The organism is Variovorax sp. P4_D9, from assembly GCF_056401695.1.
Genome location: NZ_JBFUIU010000123.1, coordinates 1 through 15,948, shown reverse-complemented (window position 1 = coordinate 15,948; position 15,948 = coordinate 1). Strand labels below are relative to the sequence as shown.

Genomic DNA, 15,948 nt, shown 5'->3' with positions numbered 1-15,948 from the left:
GTCGTGCGCCTGGCCAATGACACCGAATTTGGGTTGGCAAGCTATTTCTACAGCCGCGACATCGGCCGCATCTTGCGCGTGGCGGAAGCGCTGGAGTACGGCATGGTGGGCGTGAATACAGGTCTGATCTCCAACGAGGTTGCGCCCTTTGGCGGCGTCAAGCAATCCGGGCTGGGTCGCGAAGGCTCACGACATGGGATCGAGGACTACCTGGTGACGAAGTACATCGCGCTAGCCGGTCTCTGAGGATAGCGCCGACCGTCATGCTCGGACAGCCGCTGTTCTCGCGCCATGCCCAGAGCACGGGCGCGCTGCGCTACGCCTTGAACTTCGTCCGCTCGCAACTGCCCTTGGTTCGCATCGACGCGCTGCCCTGAACACCTCAGGCGCGGCCCATGGTCTCCAGCAGGACGGCCTGCAGCAGGGCGCGGTGGTTCTCCGCTCGCCGAGCCTCGTCGATCGGGCCGTCCGGCCCCTGCAGCAACCAGTGCGGAGGACGCGTGGCATCGACGGCGAGGGCCCCCGCTTCCGAGGCCACATCCGGATCGCTGGCCACCCGGACGGCGAAGCCCATGTCCTCGGCCGCCGACAGGAAGGCGCGGTCGCGGCCCGTCTGCGGCTCGCCATGGAACAGCAGCGTCTGCGCCGGCGGCGGCGGCGATCGGCAGTCGCAAAGCGTCAACAGGTCCGCCAGCATCCTCGCCGGGTGCTCGTCCAGACCCAGCCCGGCAAAGACCGGGACGCCCGCTTCCTGCTCGATCCGGTCCACCGTGGCGGGCGAGAGCGCTGCGCAGTCGATGGCGTCGTACATGCGTCCCAGCAGGCGCGCCAGCGTCCCGATGTCCTGCGGCGTTCCGTCCTCGGGCTCGACGAACCGGATCTCGGCGACGCGGGCGCCCAGGTCCAGCGCAGCGCGATGGAGGGTCGACTCCTTCCGCCCCGGGGACGCGCCGGCCAGCAATGCCAGGTTCCTGCCGCGCAGTGTCTTGCCGAGGGCGCCGGCGCGGCCATCCGCCCGCAGGCGCCTGGCGGCGGCGAAGACGGCGAGAACGCGACCCGCGTCCAGCGGCTCGTCCCACCAGCGGCGGTGAAAGGGGATGGAAAGGGCGGTGCTCACACCCCTGAAGGTAGGGCCTGCGGCAAGAATGACCTTGACCCCCATCAAATCCGTCGAGCCATCGCGGCAGATCGATGGCTGATACTGAACCGACACCGAAGGTTGACTCACTGTTACCGAGGCCGTCTTCGCATTGATGTGCCTGTTGCACGCCCTTCCTAAGCTGTGCCCATCGATCTGCAAGGAGCAAGAAAATGATTGAAGCCAGCGTATCCAGGTGCACGGGGTCTGCCGTTCGGCGCATCGCCGACATGTTGCAGTTGCTCGAGGACAGCTTTCCGATTCATCGGCGGGTGGTCCATTCGGGCGACTCGGTGTACCAGATGGGCCAGGAATTCGGCTGTCTCTACATCGTCAACTCGGGCTACTTCAAGCTGGTCAACCTGTCCGGCGAGGGGCGCGAGCAGGTGGTCGGGCTGTATTTCAAGGGCGACTGGCTCGGCCTCGACGGCATTGCGGCGGGGCAGTACAACTGCGACGCGATCGCCATGGACACCGGCGAGATCTGGGCCATTCGCTACGACGCCCTGATCCAGGCGGCCGTCCGCACGCCGGCGCTGCTGACCGTGCTGCACGAGGCCATGAGCCGCGAACTGACGCGCGACCACGACTCCATGCTGTCGCTGTGCACGCTGCCCGCCGACGCCCGCGTCGCCGGCTTCCTGCGCTACTGGGCCGATGCCCTCGCTCAGCGCGGCCTTCGCACCGACCAGATCACGCTGCGCATGACCCGGGCGGAGATCGGCAACTACCTCGGCATGACGCTCGAGACGGTGAGCCGGGCCTTGTCGCGGCTGGCACGGGGCGACGTGATCCGCTTCACCGAGAAAGGCCGGCGAGACATCCACATCCCGCAGGTGGAAGCGCTCACGGCCTTCATCCAGGGCAGCGTGGCACCGGCCGCTGCCTATCACTGAGCGGGGCCGGGGCCGAGGGGGCGCGGCGGCTCAGGCCGCCTCGACCCTGGGCACCAGGATGTAGCCCGCGCCCCGGACCGACTTGATGATCTGGGGGTTCTCGGGGTCGGCCTCGATCTTGCGCCGCAGGCGCCCGACCTGGACATCGATCGTGCGGTCGAAGGGGCCGCCTTCGCGGCCCCGTGTGTGTTCGAGCAGGAAGTCCCGCGACAGCACCCGACCGGGGTGATTGGCCAGCGTGAACAGCAGTTCGAATTCGCCGCTGGTCAGGGCCACTTCGTTGTTCGCCGAATCGAGCAGGCGCCGCGCCGCGGTGTCGAGTTCCCAGCGATCGAAGCGCAGCCGTGTCGGAGGTCCCGCCGGAGCTGCCGCCGCGGCCTGGGGCGCGGCGGGCGCGGGCGAGGCCAAGCGGCGAAGCACCGCCTTGATGCGGGCCACCAGCTCGCGCAGGTCGAAGGGCTTGGTGACATAGTCGTCGGCACCCACTTCGAGTCCGACCACCTTGTCGACGGCATCGCCGCGGCCGGTCACGATGACCAGCCCGCAATGCCAGTGTTCCCGCAGCTGACGGGCGATCGTGAAGCCGTCTTCCCCAGGCAGGCCCAGGTCGAGCAGCACCAGCGCGGGCGGATCGCGCGCCATGAGTTCCATCAGCGTCTTGCCGGAATGCAGCTGGCTGACCCGAAAGCCATGGCCGGCGAGGTAGGTGGCCAGCAGCTGGGTGATGTCCGGTTCGTCGTCCAGGACTGCGAGATGGATGGAGGTGCTCACGCGCGCATCGTAGTCGGGCCGGTCCGGTCCATCAATCGGTACCGGCCGGTGTCAGCCGGCGCCGCCGAGAAGAATGGCCTGGACGATCCGGCACCGCCGGTCCGCGAGTGGCGACTGGCGGCCCAGCCGCGCAGCCAGCCGGGCGCTCGGATGGCTGCTCAGGGCGATCCCGCCATAGACCGGGACACCCGAATCGGACCGGATCTGCGCCATCAGGCGGGGCTCCATCCCGTGGCACTCGATCGCATCGTAGAGGCGGCCCAGCACATGGGCTGTGTGCTGGATGTCCTGGGCGCTGCTGTGGGCGTCGAGCTTGGGTTGGACATGGGCGACGCGGCCCCCCAGTTCGGTCACCGCGCGCCGGAACAGCTGCGCAGCGTCGTCGTCGGCGCGCTCGCACAGCAGGGCCAGGATCTTGCCGCGCAACGCCGAACGCAGCGGATCGCCGTCACGGGCATGCTCGATACGCTGGGCACGCTCGACGAGCGTGGCTGCATCGGTGGGCCAGGACGCGTCGAGGGGGCTCGAACTGGCAGCGTGGTCGGACGGGCGGGGCTGCATGGCGGTAGGTTGCACGTGGACAACCAGCCTATCGCAGGACCCGGCGCCGGCCTTGACCCCGATCAAGCGCGCGCGATGGGGACCTCGTCCGGGGTCAGGCTGCGCGGGAAGCCGCCAGGACCTTGGCGATGGCGTTCGCCAGCTCCTGCCGCGTGCAGGGCTTGCGCAGCAGCTCCCAGCGCAATGGCGAGTCGCGGCCGGCACCCAGCAGCTCGGGCGAGAAGCCCGACATCAGGAGGATCGGCATCGATGGGAAGCGCTGCTGGGCCCGGGCTGCGAGTTCGGTGCCGCGCAGGCCGAAGCCCAGCGCGACGTCGGTCAGCAGCAGGTCGAAGGGCGGCCGGGTGTCCAGCATCAGCAGCGCCTGTTCGGCGTTGGCCGCCATCGTCACCTGGAGGCTCATCGCGTCCAGGAAGGTGGCGACGACGGTGCGCAGGTCGTTGTCGTCTTCCACCAGCAGCACCTTGAGTCCGGTCGGAATGGGCCTGGCGGCGCCTTCCTCGCTGCCGGCACCTTGCTCGCCCGTGGGGGACTGCGGGATGTACAGCGTCACGGTGGTGCCTAAGCCGATTTCACTGTYGATCGTCAGGGCGCCGCGCGACTGGCTCACGAATCCGTAGACGGTGCTCAAGCCGAGCCCCGTTCCGCGCCCGGCCTCCTTGGTCGTGAAGAAAGGCTCGAGCGCCCGCTCCTTGACGTCGTTCGACATCCCCGTTCCGGTATCGGAAATCGAGATCCCCACGAACTGCTGGCCGTCGGGACCGGCCTCCACGTGCAGGCCGGGCGGCAACGCGGAACAGACCCGGGCCCCGAAGCGCAGGACGCCCCCGGCGGGCATCGCATCCCGGGCGTTGATCGCGATGTTGAGCAGGGCCGACTCCAGCTGGACAGGGTCGACCCGCACCGGCGGGCAGGGCTCCGGCGTGTCGACCTCGATGTGGATGTGCTGGTCGAGCGTTCGACGCAGCATGTCGGCCAGCGCCTTGAGGGTGAGTTCGACGTTCACCTGGCTGGGCATCAGTACCTGGCGGCGCGAGAACGCCAGCAGCTTGCCCGTGAGGTCGGCGCCGCGCCGCGTGGCCCGCATGGCGGCGCCGACGAGCTGTTGGGCATGGCTGTCGTCGGCGATCGATGGGTAGTCTTGCAGCACCTGCAGATTGCCCTGGATGATCGTCAGCAGGTTGTTGAAGTCGTGCGCGATGCCGCCGGTCAGCTGGCCGACGCTTTCCAGCCGCTGCGCATGCTTGAGCGCATCCTCCGACTCGACCCGCTGGAGGCTGGCGCCCAGCAGGCTCGCGAGCGCCAGGAGGAAGCGCGTCTCGTCCTCGCCGAAGTCTCGCCGGGCCTTGGATCGGACCGACAGGGCTCCGATGGTGTTGCCCCGGTCCGATATCGGCACCGCCAGGCCGCTGGTCAGGCCGGCCTCCAGGTAGGCGGGGGGAACGACGAAACGGTCCTCCTGGCCATAATCCTCGACCCGCAGCGGCCGTTCCTGGTACAGCACCAGGCCCGGCGTGGTGTCCGCGCGATAGGGCAGGACCGTGCCGATCTCCTCGCCCGGCACCATGCCGACGCCGCTCGCCACCCGCAGCCCCTGGCGGTCCTTGTCGAGCAGAAACACCATCGCGACGTCGACCTGCAGGGCCTCCGCCGCGATCACCGGGACATGGCCCAGCAAGGCGTGCGGATCGCGGGCATCGACCACAAGGCGGCCGAACTCCGCCAGGTGGGCGTTGTAGCGCCCGCGCTGCAGGGCCTGCTGCACCCGCGGATAGGCGCCGATATCGCGGATCGCGGCGATCACCAGCGGCAGACCCTGGGCCTGCAGCGGGCTGAGCGCGATCTCAACCATCACCTCGCTGCCGTCCTTGCGGCGCGCCACCAGTTCGGTGTGCGTTCCCATCGGGCGGGCCCGGGGCGCGCGCCCGTAGCTTTCGCGAAATTGCGCATGACGGGGTCGGATCGCATCGGGGACCAGCGCATCGACGGGACTGCCGATCAGCTCGTCGACCGTGTAGCCCAGCAGCCGGGCCGCCGGCGGATTGCACATCACGATCGTGCCGCCGGCATCGACCACCAGCAGCGAGTCGGGAAAGGCCAGGAACAGCGAGCGGAACACGTTGCGCTCGTCGATGCCGGCCGGCAGCAAGGCGGCGGGAGGCGAGGAAGCGGACATGGGTGGCGGGTCTGACGTCATCGGGCGCAAGTGTCCGCGCATCCGGCCCGGATGAGAAGAGCGGCGAACCCCGATCGCTGCCGCCGGCGCCGCCGCCCTTGCGTCGACGGTCAATGCGCCATCAGAATGGGCACCGTCATCGAGTGCAGGAGGGTCCGGGTGGCGCCGCCGAGCACCAGTTCGCGGGCCCGGCTGTGTCCGTAGCAGCCCATCACGATCATCTCGGCGCCGCAATCGGCCGCGAGCGAGAGCAGGTCCTCGCCGGCATGGCCTTCGGACAGCCGGGCCTGCTCGTGAACCTGCGCGACACCGTGCCGCCGGAGGTATTCCCGCACCTGCACCGGCGCCGCCTGGGTTTCGTCGTCGTCGTGGTCGACCAGGTGCACCTGCTTGGCGCCGCGCAGGAAATGCAGCGCCGCCGTGACCGCATGGGCGGCCTCGCGGGTCGATTTCCAGGCGATCAGGACGGTCTTGGGCGCGATGCTCGCCGCGCCGGCATAGGGGATCAGCAGGGCCGGGCGTCCGCCGTCGATCAGCACCGACTCGACGAAATCCGCCGGGACGTCGAAGCCCTGCGCATCGCCGGGGTCTCGCTGGCCGAGGAACAGCAGGTCGGCGCTCAGCGCCCGGCGCGCGAAGGTCGCGGTCACCGGCTCGCCGGCGAGCTCCAGCCACTCGCAGGCCTGCTTGCTGCTGCCGCGTGCCCGTTCGAAGGCGCCCATGGCCTTGATCCGGTGGTCGAGATCGATCTTGCCCGCCAGCGGCAGGGCAGCCCCGCCCGGCATGGGCAGCACCGGCGGGTAGAGCGGTGCGACCGCGAACAGCGCGCTCACCCGCGCATCGCAGTCGGCCGCCAGTTGCAGCGCGAGCCGCAGCCGTGTCTCCGCGCGTGCCGTGCCGTCCAAGTGGACGAGGAGGGATTTGAGAGGCGACATCATGGGACGGCTCCTGCGGGAGACGGAATGCTGCGGGACTCTTCAGCGCTGCCGTCGACTCTCGGCGATGTCCTGACAGGCGGCGCAACGAATGGCCATGGCCTGGGCCAGCAGCCTTTCGCGCGGGATCTCCTCGCCRCAGTCGATGCAGATCCCGTACCGGCCTTCGGCCATCCGCTGTTGCGCCTGTTCGATCGCCCTCAGCCGGGTGCGGTCGACCTCGATCTGCGCGAAGCGCACGTCGTCGAGCTGTTCGACCTCGGCATCGTCGGCATGGCTGTGGACGCCGTGCTCGCCGGCGCGCGCGTCGCCAGCAGGGTGCGGTGCAGCGTCCTGCAGTTCGTCGAGAACCTGGCGCTTCAGGACGCCTAGTTGAAGGGCCAGGGCTTTACGGTCGGCCGCAGTGAGATGCTTCATGGGGTCATTCCTCGACCAGCAGGTTGTTGACGACGCTCCCGACGCCGGGCGCCGACCAGGCGGCACCTTGCGCGGCCTTGCGCTCGGCCCAGGAGCGGACATGTCCGCGCAGCGTGACCTGGGCGCCTTCGACCCGGACCTCGATATGCTGCGCATCCCGGTCGGCCTGCCGCTGCAGGGCCTCCCGGATCTTGCGCTCGACGTCGGCCGGGCTGAAGCGGGCCTTCACCTCGACCAGGTCGGTCACGCCCTTGACGCCCAGCAGGTTGCGCACGGCGACTTCGGCGGCCCGGCGCTGGTATTCCCATTCGACCCGGCCGTTGAGCGTGATCCAGCCGTTCTCGACCATCGGATGGATGGCGTCGTCGGGCACCAGCACATTCCACTCGAGCGCGTTCTCGGCCGCCCTGGCGATGTCGGCGTCGTCRCGTTCGCTGCCGGYGGGCAGCTTGACCACCATCTCGACGGCCAGGGCCTTCACGCCCTTGACGCGCTGCGCAGCGCGTTCGATGGCGTGCTTCTCGGCGTGGCTCGAGGGGTGTCCGGTCAGCGTCACCACGCTATCCTGGACGATGACGCCGACGTCGGTGGCGGTGATCGCGGGGTCGAAATTCAGCTCGGCGACGATGTCGCTTCGCAGCATGGCATCGGACTTCATGGCATTCCTTTCGGTGATGGATCGGAGCGGGCCCGCCGCTTGCGGCAGGATCTCCTGGCTCGCAATGGAGTCTGGCCCAGCGTCCGGACGCGGCCTTGATCGGCGTCAAGGGAGGCGCATGGCCGTCGCGTGAACATTGGCCCGTCTCCATCGAAGTCGAAAGACCCACCATGAACCTCGGAACCCTCCTGGTGCACCTGGACCACTCGGCCGCGTGCGCGGCGCGTGTCGGACTCGCCGCTTCGCTGGCGAGGGTGCATGGCAGCCATCTGGTCGGGCTCATCCCCACCGGCTTGTACGACGGCCGCATTCCTGCCGATGCAATGTCGAAGGGCGACGCCAGCTTCGCCGCCGCGTCCGCCGACTACCTTCGCATTCGTGCGGAGGCCGTCGCCCACGTGTTCAAGGACCAGTTGCGCGGACCCGGGCCGCTCTCCAGCGAGGTTCGCGTGGTGGACGAACCCTCGGTCGACGCCATCATCCGGCATGGCCGTGCCAGCGACCTGGTGATCGTGGGACAGGACGACGAAGACACCGACGACATGACCGCCCGCAAGCTGGCCGAGCAGGTCATGCTGCACGTCGCCCGGCCCGTCCTCGTGGTGCCTCGCGCCGGGTCGGTGCGGCAGCCTGGCGACAAGGTGCTGGTCGCGTGGGACGGCTCGCGGGAGGCGGCGATGGCCTTGCGCGACGCGCTGCCGCTGCTGGCCCCGGCGTCATCCGTGTCGCTGGTTTCGCTGCAGCGGGCCGGCGAGACCGTGGACGAAGGCCCGCTGCTGATTCCGCAGACCCTCGAATGGCTGCAGCGCCACGGCATCCATGCGAAGGCAGAACGGCAGCTCGTCGCCACGGACTTCGCGGAGGCCTTGCTGGCCTGTGCCGCGCGCATGGACAGCGACTTGCTGGTGATGGGCGGCTACGGGCACACCCGCATGCTGGAATTCGTTCTGGGTGGCGTCACGCGCGAGATCCTCGCGGGTATGAACCTTCCTGTCCTCATGGCGCATTAACGACGGGCACATAGGCCAGTCGCCGATCGCGCAACACCAGCAGCGCCACCATCCGTCCCTGCGGGATCCCGGCGAGCTTGCGCCTGAAGTCCTCGACGCGGTCGAGCCGGCCGTCGTTCATGGCGACGATGATGTCGCCCGTGCGCACGCCCTCGCTGCGCGCCGGCCCGGCGGCGTCGCGGACCACCAGGCCGCCGTCGGTGCCGAACTGGAGCTTCTGCATCGGCGAGAGCTCGCCGAGCTTCAAGCCGAGGCCATCGCCCCATTCGGAGCTCGGGTTGGCGCGCGGGACGGTCCGCGGCGCGGACTCTTCCGACAGCGCCACCCAGACCGTCCGCCGGGTTCCATGCCGCCACAGCTCCACCGGGTTTCGGCGGCCGGCCGGGCCGTTAGCGACCTGCCGTAGCAGTTCCGTGAAGTGCGTGATCGGGACGCCGTTGAAGGCGGTGACGATGTCGCCCCGAAGCAGCCCCGCTGCCTGCGCCGGGCCCTCGGGATCCACCCGCACCACGAGGGCGCCGGTGGGCTCCTTGAAGGTGAAAGACTGGGCCAGCGCGGGCGTCATCTCCTGGAATTCGGCGCCGAGGTGGGCGCGGCGCACCCGGCCCGATTCCTTTAGCTGGGTCGCCACCTTCATGGCCAGGTTGATCGGCACGGCAAAGGACAGGCCCATGTAGCCGCCGTTGCCGCTGTAGATCATCGAGTTGATCGCAACCACCTCGCCGCGGCTGTTGAACAGGGGACTGCCCGAACTGCCCGGATTGATCGCTACGTCGGTCTGGATGAAGGGGACTTCCCCGGCGCCTCCGATGTAGCGGTCGACCGCGCTCACCACGCCCGCCGTGACGCTGCCATGGAATCCGAACGGAGCCCCGATCGCCGCGACCCAGTCGCCCGCTGCCAGTTGGGAGGAGTCGCCGATGGGCGCGGTGGCGAGACCGGTGGCATCGATCTTCAGCAAGCCGACGTCGGTGCGCCGGTCGATGCCGACCACCCGCCCGGGGAAGCGGCGGCCATCGCCCAGCCGGACCTGCGCCTCGTCGATGTCGGCGAGCACGTGCGCGCTGGTGAGGATCAGGCCATTGCTGCTGAGGATCACGCCGGACGCCAGGTCGCGGATCTGGCTGATCCGGACGTCGGCCGGCAACGGCCAGGCCAGCCGGTCCGCAAAGTCGCTCTCGGGCGCGAACTCCAGCTCCAGGCCCGCGGCCCGTTCGTCGCGGCCGATCCGCAGGGTGCTGATGTCGACCACGCCCGCGCTGCGGCTGGCGACCAGCGACGAGAAGGCCGGCGCGGCCGACGCAGCCGGCACGGCCGGCGCGGCGAATTCGGCGGCAGGGCCCGGTGAGGCCGGTTGTTCGGGCGCGGACGCGCAGGCACCGACCAGCCCGGCCAGCGCGAGAGTGGCCAGCCGTCGAACAGTGACGAAGGCGGCGCGCAGCTGCCGCCCCTGCGGCCGCGGCATCCTCACGTCAGACCGCCTGCAGCGACAGCGTGACCGGGCGGACCACGGCCTTCGAGTCCTCCGCGCTGGCGACCGCCGAACCGAAGGCCTGCAGCCGCACCGCGCCGCTGCCGTCGTCGACTTCGCGCATGGTGAGCGCGGTCGCCAGGATCGGAGGGCGTCCGATCAGGCGGGTGACCTCGGCAGCCGCTTCGGGCGCCCCGCTGCCGCCCATGACGGACACCATCGCGACATCGGGCAGGTGGTCGCGCCGCCGTGCCACGAAGCTGCGCATCGGCCCCGCCAGCCGCAGCGCCCAGATGGGCGATATCAGGACCACCGCGTCGAAATCCCTCGGCATCGGGCCGTCGTATCGGATGGCCGGCTGCAGCCGGAAAAGGGACTCGAATGCGCAGCGCAGCGTGCCGGTCACGCCGCTGCGCGGCCGGACCTCCGCGATCTCGGCCAACGGCCAGCCCTGCTGGCTGCACAGCAGTTGCGCCGTGCGCTTGCAGGTGCCGGTGTAGGAGTAGAAGACCACCAGAACCTTGCTCATTGCCATCTCCGCATCGTGGGCGAATGTTCACTTTAGAAGCATCTTGTCAACGCTGTCTTGCGCTGAATCAATTGGGGTCCGCCGAAGCAGATGCTTGATCAACGTCAAGCAAGGCCCGGCTTCGTTGCCTACGATGGACCACAATTCGCTCAGGGACCGCTGTGCCGCCCGAACAAGGCGAAGGAGCCATCGATGGTGCGTTCACTTCCGCTGCGCGGCATGCTCGAGGGCATCAGCACACGCTCCGGCGCTTCCTTCGCGGTGCAGCTGCCGGACGGCACGCGGGTGGCCGTTGGCGCGGACGCGCCCGCGTTCACGCTGTGCATCCATACCGATACCGCCCTGTTCGGCATCGCGACGCGCGGCCATATCGGCCTGATGGAGGCATATTTTGCGCAGGAGGTCGATGTCGATGGCGACTTCGCCGCGGCGCTGGCCACCGGCATGGCCTCCGGCTTCGACCAGCAGCCCGGCGCGCTCAACAACATTGAGAACGGCTTGCACGACCTGAGGCACTCGAACCGCGATCCGGCCACGGCCAAGGCGAATGCCTGCTTCCACTGCGGACTCGGCGTCGACTTCTATCGCCAATGGCTCGACCCGCCGCACCTGCGGCTACTGGGACGCCGACACGCACAGCCTGGAGCAGGCGCAACGCAACAAGATCGACCACGTCTGCCGCAAGATCAGACGAGGTCCAGGCGCCGCTTGGCGATCGGCCGGCGGTCGCGGAACAGGTTCGAGGTGTTCTTGGCCAAGCCGAGCGGCGCGCCCTGCCGCGCCGTCGCGCTCGCCTCGAAGGCGGCGAGCAGCCGGCGCCGTCGGGCGGCATGCGCGTGGGCGTCATTCGGCATACAGGTAGGCGCGGGTCATCGGATAGCTGTCGCGCGTGATATTGCCCCTTGCTGAAGACGATCTGAAACAGGTGCGTGTAGCCGGCCGGCGAGCGGAACATCTCGGCGCAACCGATCAGGTAGGTGCGCCAGATGCGCCGGAAGCGCCTCGTCGACACGGGTCGGGTCGAGCGCCCGGATGGATTTCCCAGCGCGACTCGAAGCGGGCCGCCCAGGCCTCCAGCGTCGGCGCATAGTGGCGCCGCAGGTTCTCGACATCGACCACCTCGAGGCCGCTGCGCTCCATGCAGACGATGACGTCGGCCAGGCTCGGGATCCATCCGCCCGGGAACACAGCCCGGAAGGCCCGCTACGACCCGGGCGGCCGCGCACCGCACCTCTACGACAAGTGCGTGCGCCGGGTCTAGGGAAGGTCTAGGGATCTCGTTCACCCTAAGGCTTGGACGACCTGGCAGCCTCGAGCGCTCGCGAGGCGGCGTCCTTGGCGGCCCGCGCGGCGCTGCGCGTCGCATCCTCGGCCCGTTGCAGCGCCTCGCGGGTGGCCCGCGCCGCCTGCTCCGCTTCTTCCTGGCTCGCCGCCGCCGCCCGCCGAACTGCCTCCTCGGCCTTCTCGAGCGCGTCCTTGGTCGCTGCGAGCGCCTTCCTGCTTTCTTCCTGGGTCGCGCGTGCCGCATCCTTGCCGACGTCGAGCGCCATGTCGGCCGAGGCTGAGGCCTTGGCCTCGAAGCGGCGCGCCGCTTCGGCTGCCTTCCGGGCCGCTTGCCGGATCGCTTCGGCCAGGGCCTGGGAAATCTTGCCGGCGCTCGCGCTGCTGCGATCGAGGGCCGCCTTGGCTGCGTCGGCCGCTTTCTGCCCGGCGATCTGGGCTTCGCGCGCCGCCTTGCTGGCGGCGTCCTTCGCCTTCTGGCTCGGCGTCGACGCCGGGCTCAACTGGCCGGGCGCGGTGTAGTCGGCGGCGAATGCCGCCGCGTTCAGGGCCATCGCCAGCAGGGCGAGCACAATCCTGGCTTTCATGGAACCTCTCCCGAGTGAACGAGCCCTTGAAGCATCATCCGCGCCGGCAGGGACGGGTTTGCGCCAGCGCAAGGAATTCGTCTCCATGGCCGGTAAAAAGGGGACCCCTCCCATCGATGCCCGACCCCAGCCCCGCACGCTCGCCGCCGACATGAAGCCTGAAACTCCCGATGCGCTCACGGCAGGCCGTTCCCTCGTGACGGCGCTGCGCGAACAGCTGCAGGCCGAGACCGACCACCCAGTCTCGCTGATCGAGACCCACATCTCCTGGGTGCTGCTGACCGATCGCCTGGCCTACAAGCTGAAGAAGCCCGTGCGGCTGTCCTTCGTCGATTTCGGCACGCTGGCGGCGCGCAAGCATTTCTGCGACGAGGAACTCCGGCTCAACCGGCGCCTCGCTGCCGCGCTCTACCTCGACGTCGTCACGGTGCGCGGCAGCCCCGATGCGCCGCGCCTCGACGGCGGCGGCGAGCCCATCGAGTACGCCGTGCGCATGCGGCGCTTTCCGGAAGACAGCCTGCTTCGCAACCTGGTGCTGGCCGGCAAGCTGCAGGCGCCGCAGCTGTCGCGGTTTGCCGACCGGCTCGCCGCTTTCCACGCGCAAGCCGAGGTCGCCCCGCTGTTCTCCGAGTTCGGCGCGCCGGAACAGGTGGTGCGCCCGATGCGCGAAGCGCTGGCGGGACTGCCCGCCGAATGCGGCGCCGAGCGGCTGCAGTCGCTGCAGGCCTGGATCGCCGAGCGTTCCGACTCGCTCCGCACGGCATGGCTCGAACGCCAGCGCCAGCGGGCGGTACGCGAATGCCATGGCGATCTTCACCTGGCCAATGTGGTGCTCGTCGAAGACCAGTTGACCGCCTTCGACTGCATCGAGTTCGACCCCGCTCTGCGCTGGATCGATGTCATGAACGACGTCGCCTTCGTCACCATGGACCTGAAAGCCCACGGGCGCGCCGACCTGGCGCACCGCTTTCTCGACGCCTATCTGCAGCAGGGCGGCGACTATGCCGGCCTGACGGTGCTGCGTGCCTACGAGGTGTATCGGGCCCTGGTCCGGGCCCGGGTCGGCGTGCTGCGGGCGCAGGCGCTGGGCGACAGCCCGCAGCCCTCCGGGCCTGACTATCTCGGCTGTGCCGAGGCGCTCGCCGCGCCGAATGCCGCGCCGGGGCCCCGGCTGCTGATCACGCACGGACTGTCCGGATCGGGAAAGTCCACCGTCGCCGGGGAGCTGCTGGCGCTCGCAGGCGCGGTCCGCATTCGATCCGACGTCGAGCGCAAGCGGTTGTTTGGACTGGCGCCCCTGCAGCGATCGGCCGAGCAGTCGGTGGACATCTACACCCCGGAGGCGACGCGGCGCACCTTCGACCGGCTGGCGGCGTGCGCGCGAACGGCGCTGCAGTCGGGCTATCCGGTGATCGTCGATGCCGCCTTTCTGCGACGCGACGAGCGGATGGCCTTCCGGGCCCTGGCCGCCGAGCTGCGCGTGCCTTTCTCGATTCTTCATTGCCAAGCCGCCGCCGCCCACTTGCGGCGCCGCGTGGCGGCCCGCGGCGCCGGCCGCAGCGACGCCTCGGAGGCGGATCTGGCGGTGCTGGAGCGTCAGCTCGCCAGCCACGAGCCCCTGGACGGCGACGAGCGCGCCAGCACGCTGGATGTCGACACCGAAGCCACGCTGGACGCGGCGGCGCTACGGGCCCGATGGCTCGCCCGCAGCCGATGAGGCGCGCAGCGCGGGCGGGCTGTCGCTACTCGAAGGACAACGCGGCCGAGGGCAGGCTCACGTTCTCGGCCTGCTGCGCCGGCTCGGGCTTCGCCGTCGTCGCGGCCTCGGCGGCGCGCACCAGCAGCACCGGCACCGTCGCATAGCGCAGCACGTTCTCGGCGCTGCTGCCCATCACCAGGCGGCCGACACCGCGGCGGCCGTGCGTGCCCAGCACGATCAGTTCGGCGGGCCAGCGGGCAGCTTCGGCCGTGACCTGCTCATGGACGGTGCCGGAAAACTTGTCGCACAGCACCGTGTCGGCTTCGACGCCGGCGGCCTTCGCGGCGGCCTGGCCCTCGTCGAGCAGGCGGCGGCCGGCCTTGCGCAGCTCGTCGAGCCAGTCGCCGGCGAAGCCCGCGTAGGCATCCATGGCCAGCGCGAAGGAGAGTTCGTCGATGACGTGGAACAGTCGCAGCCGGCCCTGGGTGATCTTCGCGAGGGCGATGGCCTCGTCCAGCCCGCGCTGCGAGGTCGAACTGCCATCGATGGGGACGAGAATTCGCTGATACATGAGGGGCTCCTTGGCATGGGATGCCACCAGTATCGGAATGTTGGCGCGCCAGACATTGACCTGGCGCAAATCCAGCCGCCCGCGTGCCCGCCCAGGCAGGCGGCGCTGACGCGCGCGTCGCGCGCGCCGGGCCGTCAGGCGTGGCGCTGCATCCGGTCGAGCGCCGACTGCATGTCGCGCACCAGGTCGTTGCAGGATTCGAGTCCGGCGTGGATGCGCAGCAGCGGCCCTTCGAGCGTCCATGGGCGAACGGCGCGCGTGGGGGCGTCGACCGGCAGCGCCAGGCTTTCGTAGCCGCCCCACGACAGCCCGATGCCGAACAGTTCCAAGCTGTCGAAGAAGACGCCCAACGCCGCTCGGCTGACCGGCTGCAGCGCCACCCCGAAGAGTCCGCTCGCGCCCTTGAAGTCGCGGCGCCACAGCGCATGTCCGGCGTCGCCCGGCAGGGCCGGGTGCAGCACCTTCGCCACCATCGGGTGGCGGGCCATGCTTTCGGCCAGCAGCACGCCGTTTTCCCAGTGGCGGTGCAGGCGCACCGACAGGCTGCGCAGGCCGCGCAGCGCGAGGTAGAGGTCGTCCGGCCCGGCGGTCTGGCCGAAGTCGTGCGCGGTGCGCTGCAGCAGCGGCCAGGCGCGCTCGTTGGCGGTCGCGGCGCCCAGCAGCGCGTCGGAGTGGCCGACGATGTACTTGGTCGCGGCCTGGACCGAAATGTCCACGCCGTGCTCGAAGGGCTTGAAGAACAGCGGGCTGGCCCAAGTGTTGTCCAGCACCACGAAGGCATCGACCTTGTGGGCTTCATGCGCAATGGCGGGGATGTCCTGCACCTCGAAGGTGGCCGAGCCTGGCGATTCGACGAACACCACGCGCGTGTTCGGCCGGATCTGGTGGCGGATCTCCGAGCCTGCGAGCGGATCGAAGAATTCCACCGCGATGTCGAAGCGCGCGAGCACGTTGGTTGCGAAGCTGCGCGTCGGGCCGTAGACGCTGTCGCTGATCAGCGCGTGGTCGCCGGGCTTGAGCAATGCCAGAAGGCTGTGCGTGCAGGCGGCCAGGCCGGAGGGAAAGACGATCGAGCGGTAGCCGCCTTCGAGTTCGGCGAGCGCGGTCTCGAGTGAGCGGGTGGTGGGCGTGCCGAAGCGCCCGTACGACGCATAGGGATTGCCCGGCAGCTTGCGCGATTCCCATTCGGTGAGGGAGTTCGACAGGATCGTCGAGCCGCGGAACACGGGTGTGTTGACCATGCCGCCG

At 69.6% G+C, this 15,948-nt stretch carries 18 protein-coding genes; 5 read left to right on the top strand and 13 right to left on the bottom strand.

Translation table 11 applies throughout. From position 1 onward, the window contains the following. A partial coding sequence (locus AC1DY5_RS15760) for an aldehyde dehydrogenase family protein (RefSeq protein WP_478112751.1) occupies window positions 1-246 on the top strand: 246 nt, incomplete at its 5' end. A gap of 136 nt (window positions 247-382) precedes the next feature. On the opposite strand, the gene AC1DY5_RS15755 is transcribed toward AC1DY5_RS15760, so the two are convergent. Further along, on the bottom strand, window positions 383-1,300 hold the full coding sequence (locus tag AC1DY5_RS15755; protein ID WP_478112749.1) for a Rossmann-fold NAD(P)-binding domain-containing protein: 918 nt from the start codon (window positions 1,298-1,300) through the stop codon (window positions 383-385). 11 nt (window positions 1,301-1,311) lie between these two features. Here AC1DY5_RS15755 and AC1DY5_RS15750 point away from each other — a divergent pair, with 11 nt between their 5' ends. Then, the gene (locus AC1DY5_RS15750; protein ID WP_478112747.1) at window positions 1,312-2,034 is read left to right on the top strand and encodes a Crp/Fnr family transcriptional regulator; all 723 of its coding nucleotides are present in this window, start codon (window positions 1,312-1,314) and stop codon (window positions 2,032-2,034) included. Window positions 2,035-2,064: 30 nt separating this feature from the next. Here the strand turns inward: AC1DY5_RS15750 and AC1DY5_RS15745 are convergent, their stop codons facing one another. The 6 genes from AC1DY5_RS15745 to AC1DY5_RS15720 all read right to left on the bottom strand — a co-directional run bounded on the left by AC1DY5_RS15745 (window position 2,065) and on the right by AC1DY5_RS15720 (window position 7,552). Next, the gene (locus AC1DY5_RS15745; RefSeq protein ID WP_478112745.1) at window positions 2,065-2,805 is read right to left on the bottom strand and encodes a response regulator; all 741 of its coding nucleotides are present in this window, start codon (window positions 2,803-2,805) and stop codon (window positions 2,065-2,067) included. Window positions 2,806-2,856: 51 nt separating this feature from the next. Continuing rightward, window positions 2,857-3,381 carry a Rossmann-fold NAD(P)-binding domain-containing protein gene (locus tag AC1DY5_RS15740; RefSeq protein ID WP_478112743.1) on the bottom strand — a complete coding sequence of 175 codons (525 nt, stop codon included), beginning with the start codon at window positions 3,379-3,381 and terminating at the stop codon, window positions 2,857-2,859. 79 nt (window positions 3,382-3,460) lie between these two features. Continuing rightward, a complete protein-coding gene (locus AC1DY5_RS15735; RefSeq protein WP_478112742.1) occupies window positions 3,461-5,542 on the bottom strand; it encodes a PAS domain S-box protein in 2,082 nt (693 codons plus the stop codon). A 110-nt stretch (window positions 5,543-5,652) separates the two neighbouring features. Further along, window positions 5,653-6,480: a universal stress protein gene (locus tag AC1DY5_RS15730; protein ID WP_478112740.1), complete on the bottom strand. Its 828-nt coding sequence runs from the start codon at window positions 6,478-6,480 to the stop codon at window positions 5,653-5,655. Window positions 6,481-6,519: 39 nt separating this feature from the next. Beyond that, window positions 6,520-6,894, bottom strand: a complete 375-nt coding sequence (locus tag AC1DY5_RS15725) for a TraR/DksA family transcriptional regulator (RefSeq protein WP_478112738.1) — start codon at window positions 6,892-6,894, stop codon at window positions 6,520-6,522. Between the two features lie 4 nt (window positions 6,895-6,898). Then, window positions 6,899-7,552, bottom strand: a complete 654-nt coding sequence (locus tag AC1DY5_RS15720; RefSeq protein ID WP_478112736.1) for a BON domain-containing protein — start codon at window positions 7,550-7,552, stop codon at window positions 6,899-6,901. A 170-nt stretch (window positions 7,553-7,722) separates the two neighbouring features. Here AC1DY5_RS15720 and AC1DY5_RS15715 point away from each other — a divergent pair, with 170 nt between their 5' ends. Beyond that, window positions 7,723-8,562: a universal stress protein gene (locus AC1DY5_RS15715; RefSeq protein ID WP_478112734.1), complete on the top strand. Its 840-nt coding sequence runs from the start codon at window positions 7,723-7,725 to the stop codon at window positions 8,560-8,562. On the opposite strand, the gene AC1DY5_RS15710 is transcribed toward AC1DY5_RS15715, so the two are convergent. Together AC1DY5_RS15710 and AC1DY5_RS15705 are read right to left on the bottom strand one after the other, a co-directional pair. After that, a complete protein-coding gene (locus AC1DY5_RS15710) occupies window positions 8,549-10,027 on the bottom strand; it encodes a trypsin-like peptidase domain-containing protein (protein ID WP_478112753.1) in 1,479 nt (492 codons plus the stop codon). The genes AC1DY5_RS15715 and AC1DY5_RS15710 overlap by 14 nt on opposite strands. 7 nt (window positions 10,028-10,034) lie before the next feature. Next, entirely contained in the window at window positions 10,035-10,562 is a 528-nt protein-coding gene (locus AC1DY5_RS15705) for a flavodoxin family protein (protein ID WP_478112732.1), read from the bottom strand. 192 nt (window positions 10,563-10,754) lie between these two features. On the opposite strand from AC1DY5_RS15705, the gene AC1DY5_RS15700 reads away from it, so the two are divergent. Beyond that, window positions 10,755-11,471, top strand: coding sequence for a hypothetical protein (locus AC1DY5_RS15700; protein WP_478112730.1), 717 nt, complete (start codon window positions 10,755-10,757; stop codon window positions 11,469-11,471). 60 nt (window positions 11,472-11,531) lie between these two features. On the opposite strand, the gene AC1DY5_RS15695 is transcribed toward AC1DY5_RS15700, so the two are convergent. Continuing rightward, window positions 11,532-11,750, bottom strand: coding sequence for a class I SAM-dependent methyltransferase (locus AC1DY5_RS15695; RefSeq protein ID WP_478112728.1), 219 nt, complete (start codon window positions 11,748-11,750; stop codon window positions 11,532-11,534). Window positions 11,751-11,848: 98 nt separating this feature from the next. Then, a complete protein-coding gene (locus AC1DY5_RS15690) occupies window positions 11,849-12,430 on the bottom strand; it encodes a hypothetical protein (protein WP_478112726.1) in 582 nt (193 codons plus the stop codon). Window positions 12,431-12,581: 151 nt separating this feature from the next. Here AC1DY5_RS15690 and AC1DY5_RS15685 point away from each other — a divergent pair, with 151 nt between their 5' ends. Then, window positions 12,582-14,147 (top strand): bifunctional aminoglycoside phosphotransferase/ATP-binding protein, encoded by a 1,566-nt coding sequence (locus AC1DY5_RS15685; RefSeq protein ID WP_478112724.1) that lies wholly within the window; start codon window positions 12,582-12,584, stop codon window positions 14,145-14,147. 25 nt (window positions 14,148-14,172) lie between these two features. Here the strand turns inward: AC1DY5_RS15685 and AC1DY5_RS15680 are convergent, their stop codons facing one another. Together AC1DY5_RS15680 and metC are read right to left on the bottom strand one after the other, a co-directional pair. Then, window positions 14,173-14,700 carry a universal stress protein gene (locus AC1DY5_RS15680; RefSeq protein WP_478112722.1) on the bottom strand — a complete coding sequence of 176 codons (528 nt, stop codon included), beginning with the start codon at window positions 14,698-14,700 and terminating at the stop codon, window positions 14,173-14,175. A 134-nt stretch (window positions 14,701-14,834) separates the two neighbouring features. Continuing rightward, window positions 14,835-15,948 (bottom strand): cystathionine beta-lyase (gene metC / locus AC1DY5_RS15675; RefSeq protein ID WP_478112720.1); only part of this gene is annotated, 1,114 nt, incomplete at its 5' end.